Source organism: Actinosynnema sp. NPDC023658 (assembly GCF_040639995.1).
Classification (GTDB): Bacteria; Actinomycetota; Actinomycetes; order Mycobacteriales; family Pseudonocardiaceae; genus Actinosynnema.
In genome coordinates, this window is the sequence record NZ_JBFAAX010000505.1 from 1 (window position 1) to 4,335 (window position 4,335).

Annotated in this window: 6 protein-coding genes; 4 read left to right on the forward strand and 2 right to left on the reverse strand. The window is 75.1% G+C overall.

Translation table 11 applies throughout. The annotated features are described in order from the left end of the window. From AB0G02_RS29985 to AB0G02_RS30000, 4 genes are all read left to right on the forward strand, one after another. Positions 1-962 (forward strand): flavoprotein (locus tag AB0G02_RS29985; protein ID WP_360800503.1); only part of this gene is annotated, 962 nt, incomplete at its 5' end. Positions 963-1,074: 112 nt separating this feature from the next. Continuing rightward, positions 1,075-1,791: a helix-turn-helix domain-containing protein gene (locus tag AB0G02_RS29990; protein WP_360800506.1), complete on the forward strand. Its 717-nt coding sequence runs from the start codon at positions 1,075-1,077 to the stop codon at positions 1,789-1,791. A 56-nt stretch (positions 1,792-1,847) separates the two neighbouring features. Further along, positions 1,848-2,261: an arsenate reductase ArsC gene (locus AB0G02_RS29995; protein WP_360800509.1), complete on the forward strand. Its 414-nt coding sequence runs from the start codon at positions 1,848-1,850 to the stop codon at positions 2,259-2,261. Between the two features lie 64 nt (positions 2,262-2,325). Continuing rightward, positions 2,326-2,625: a DUF1905 domain-containing protein gene (locus AB0G02_RS30000; RefSeq protein WP_360800512.1), complete on the forward strand. Its 300-nt coding sequence runs from the start codon at positions 2,326-2,328 to the stop codon at positions 2,623-2,625. A 12-nt stretch (positions 2,626-2,637) separates the two neighbouring features. Here AB0G02_RS30000 and AB0G02_RS30005 read toward each other — a convergent pair whose 3' ends face one another. Together AB0G02_RS30005 and AB0G02_RS30010 are read right to left on the reverse strand one after the other, a co-directional pair. After that, positions 2,638-3,246, reverse strand: a complete 609-nt coding sequence (locus AB0G02_RS30005; RefSeq protein WP_360800515.1) for a M15 family metallopeptidase — start codon at positions 3,244-3,246, stop codon at positions 2,638-2,640. Positions 3,247-3,424: 178 nt separating this feature from the next. Then, positions 3,425-4,335 (reverse strand): HAMP domain-containing sensor histidine kinase (locus tag AB0G02_RS30010; protein WP_360800518.1); only part of this gene is annotated, 911 nt, incomplete at its 5' end.

The window sequence follows — 4,335 nt, forward strand, 5'->3', positions numbered from 1 at the left end:
GGGTGGTGGCCGCGGGCCGGGACAGCGAGCCTCTCACCGTGCACGTGTTGGGCGCCGAGCGGATCACGGCCCGCGCGCTGGTCGACGCCTCCGGCACGTGGGGCTCGCCGAACCCGCTGGGCGGTGACGGGTTGCCGGCGGTCGGTGAGCACTCGCCATCCGACCGGATCAGCTACCGCGTGCCCGACCCGGCCCGGGACGTCGAGCGGTACGCGGGCAGGCGGATCGCCGTCGCGGGCAGCGGGCACTCCGCGCTGACCGCCCTGGTCGCGTTGGCCGGTCTCGCGGAGGAGCACCCCGGAACGCACGTCACGTGGTTGCTGCGCCGGGGCGCGGTGGGTGCCGTCTTCGGCGGCGGTGAGGCCGACCAGCTGCCCGCGCGCGGCGCGTTGGGGCTCAGGGCCGAGGCCGCGGCGGAGGCCGGGCACGTGGACGTGGTCACCGGCTTCCGCACGTCCCGGGTCGAGCGCGACGGCGACCGCCTCGTCCTGGTGTCGGAGGACGGGCGCGCGCTGGAGCCGGTGGACGAGGTCGTGGCGCTGACCGGGTTCCGGCCGGACCACTCGTGGCTGTCCGAGGTGCGGCTGGACCTGGACCCGGTGCTGCAGGCGCCGACCGCGCTGGCCCCGCTGATCGACCCGAACGTCCACTCGTGCGGCACCGTCTACCCGCACGGCGCGAACGAGCTGCGCCACCCCGAGCCCGGCGTGTACCTGGTGGGGATGAAGAGCTACGGGCGCGCGCCGACGTTCCTCGCGTTGACCGGCTACGAGCAGGTCCGCAGCGTGGTGGCCGAGATCGCGGGCGACCACGAGTCGGCGGCGCAGGTCGAGCTGACGTTGCCGGAGACCGGGGTGTGCGGCGGGGCCGGGGTGTTCGACGCCGCCGAGCCCTCGACCGGGTGCTGCGGTGGCCCGGCGGTGGCGGACCTGACCCTGGCGGCGCCGAGCGCGCGGGTCTGATGTCTTCGCGGCCCGGCGTGCGAGGGGTGCGCCGGGCCGCGTTCCGGCTCGCCGGTTGACGCGGGACCCCACGGGTTGACGCGGGGCCGGTGGCTCAAGCATCGTTGAGTCAATGAACGCTGACTGGTCGGCCGGCACCGCGGCCCGTGCGCGGGTGCACGCGGCGTTGGGCGAGCCCGCCCGCTTGGCCGTGGTCGAGCTGCTGGTGCTCGGTGACGCCTCACCGAGCGAGGTCGGCCGCGCGCTCGGGCTGCCCAGCAACCTGCTCGCCCACCACGTGAAGCTGCTGGAGCAGGCGGGCGTGGTCGAGCGGTCCCGGTCCGAGGGCGACCACCGGCGCACCTACCTGCGACTGCGGAGCGCCGCTTTGGCCGGCCTGGTGCCCGGCGCGGCGGGCGGCTCGGTGACCGGCGTGCGGCGGCAGGCGTCCCGGGTGGTCTTCGTGTGCAGCCGGAACTCCGCCCGGTCGCAGTTGGCCACCGCGTTGTGGGGGCAGCGCAGCGACGTGCCGACGGCGAGCGCCGGCACCCGGCCCGCCGAGCGCGTGCACCCGTTGGCCGTCACCACCGCCCGCGCGCACGGCCTGTCGCTCACCCGTGCCCGCCCGCGCCACTTGGACGACGTGCTGCGACCGGACGACCTGCTCGTCGCGGTGTGCGACAACGCCCACGAGGAGCTCGGCGCCGTCCACCCCGACCGGCTGCACTGGTCCGTGCCGGACCCGGCCGCGGTCGGCACCGAAGAGGCGTTCGACGACGCCTACCGCCACCTCGCGGACCGCGTCGACCGCCTGGCGCCCGCCGTCCGCCCGGCCACCGAGGGGTCCTGAATGCGCCGCCGACCGTTCACCGAGCACCACCGCGCTTGTCAGGAAGGACGAGTCCGTTGAGCCGCACGAAGCCCGAAGTCCTGTTCGTCTGCGTCCACAACGCCGGCCGTTCCCAGATGGCCGCCGCGCTGCTGCAGCACTACGCGCTCGGCCGCGTCACCGTCCGCTCCGCGGGCTCCGCCCCGGCCGACCGGGTCAACCCGGCCGCCGCGAAGGCGTTGGCGGAACTGGGTCTGGACATCACCGCCGAGGTGCCGTCGAAGCTGACCGAGGAGGACGTCCAGGCCTCGGACGTCGTCATCACCATGGGGTGCGGCGACACGTGCCCCGTGTTCCCGGGCAAGCGCTACCTGGACTGGGACCTCGAAGACCCGGCGGGCCAGGGGGTCGACGCGGTGCGCCCGATCCGCGACGACATCGACCGCCGCGTCCGGACCCTGCTGGCCGAGCTCCTGGACCACCCCGCCTGACTCCTCGGCCCTGACCAGCCCACCCGTCCGTCCTCCGCGTCGTCGGCGTGCGATGCTGCCGCACGTGGTGGTCGAGTTCGAGGCGGAGCTGTGGCTCTGGGACGCGCGGAAGAACGAGAGCTGGACGTTCGTGAGCCTGCCGGTGGAGGCGTCCGAGGAGATCCGCGACCTGACGGCGGGGCCCCGGCGCGGGTTCGGGGCCGTGCGGGTGCGGGTCGTGCTCGGCGCGAGCGTGTGGTCGACGTCGATCTTCCCCGACTCCGGGCGCGGCAGTTACGTGCTGCCGGTGAAGCGCGCCGTCCGCAAGGCCGAGGGCATCGACGTCGGTGACGTGGTGAAGGTCAACGTCGAAGTCGTGCTCTGAGCCGATCGGACTTCAGCCGGCGGCGTCGGCCAGCGGCACGGGGCACTCGCCGCCCGGGGTGGTCGAGAGCTCGAAGTGCCACATCTCGTTCGCGTAGGTCTGGCACAGGCCGTAGTCCGCGCCGTGCTGGACGACCCAGTCGGCGGCGTCGGTCGGACCGATGTCGACGGCCTTGCCGACGACGTGCGCGGACTTCTCCGGCGTGCTGACCAGCCGCCGCGCCTCCTCGACGCTGCGGTACCTGGCCACGGCCTCGTCGAACAGGCGTTGCTGGTACTCCCGGCTCCGCCAGCCCGAGGTCACCCTCAGCTCCACACCGGCCGCGCGGGCGTCCTCCGCCGCCTTCCGCACCGCCGCCAGCAGGTCGGGGTCCAACCCCCGGATCGCGGAGTGGTCGGAGTCGAACGGCGAGATGCTGCCGTTCTCCGGGATGCTGCCGTCCTCCACCGGCCCGCCGCTGGACGCGCCCCCGCGGGGCGGACCTCCGGCCGGCGCACCCCCACCGGCCCCCGGCTCCGGCCCGCACGCCGACACCGCCACCACGAGCACACCGACCACCGACGCCACCGCCCGACGGCCCCACCGCCGGCCACCGAACCCGCGCTCCGATCGACTGACCATGACTCCCTCACCCCGTGCCGGACCTGGACGCGTCCGACACTGCCCGCGGGATGTCCGCGGCCCGTGCGCGTCATGTGCGCGTTGTGTGACAGCCGCGCGCTGCGGTAGCCCGCGCGTTCGTGACAGCCGAGCCTTCGTGGCAGGAGCGTGATGGCGGCAGCCGCTCAGGACGCGCCGGTCACCCGACGTGGCCGGGTACCGCTCGCGGCACGGTCAGGGTGAACACCGCTCCCCCGTCGTTGACGACCTCCACCGCGCCGCCGTGCAGGCGGGCGTTCTCCTGCGCGATGGCCAGCCCGAGGCCGCTGCCCTCCGTGCGGCTGCGGGCGCGGTCGCCGCGCACGAACCGGTCGAAGACGACCGGGGCCAGGTCGGCGGGCAGGCCGGGCCCGGAGTCCGCGACGACCACGCGCACCCGCTCGGGTTCCGCGCCGTCGACGGTCACCGTGATGGGTGGTCCACCGTGCCGGACCGCGTTGGCGACGAGGTTGCGCACGATGGTGTGCAACCGGCGCGGGTCACCGAGCACGGTGGTGTCACCGGTGCGCCGGACGGGGACGGCCACGCCGGGAGCGCTCACCTCGACCGCGTCCGCGACCAGCGCTTCGAGGTCGACGACCTCGGGCCTCAGCTCGGCGGCCCCCGCGTCGAACCGCGACATCTCCAGCAGGTCGTCGACCAGGGCACCGAGCCGCCGCGCCTGGCTGCCCAGCAGCTCCGCCGACCTCTCCCGGTCCGCGGCGTCCGGGCTGTCCAGGCCGTCCGCGGCGGCGACCATCGACGCCAACGGCGTGCGCAGGTCGTGCGCCACGTCCGCGACGAACCGGCGTTGCTGCCGGTCCTTGGCCCGCAGCTGGTCGATGGACTCCCCGAGCCGCTGCGCCATCGCGTTGAACGACCCGGCGAGGTCGGCCAGCTCGTCGCGCCCCTCCACCGGCAGCCTGGTGCCCAGCTCACCCTCGCCGAACCTCCGGGCGGCCGCGGCCGCCGTGCGCACCCGCCGCTGGACGGTCCGCGCCGCCAGGACGCCCAACCCGCCGCCGAGCAGCGCGATCACCACCGCCACGACCGCGACCTGGTCGCGCAACG

Bases quoted from the DNA above. Each gene is read 5' to 3' on its own strand.
- AB0G02_RS29990 (WP_360800506.1), top strand. From the start codon at position 1,075: ATGAACGCTGACTGGTCGGCCGGCACCGCGGCCCGTGCGCGGGTGCAC.
- AB0G02_RS30005 (WP_360800515.1), bottom strand. From the start codon at position 3,246: ATGGTCAGTCGATCGGAGCGCGGGTTCGGTGGCCGGCGGTGGGGCCGT.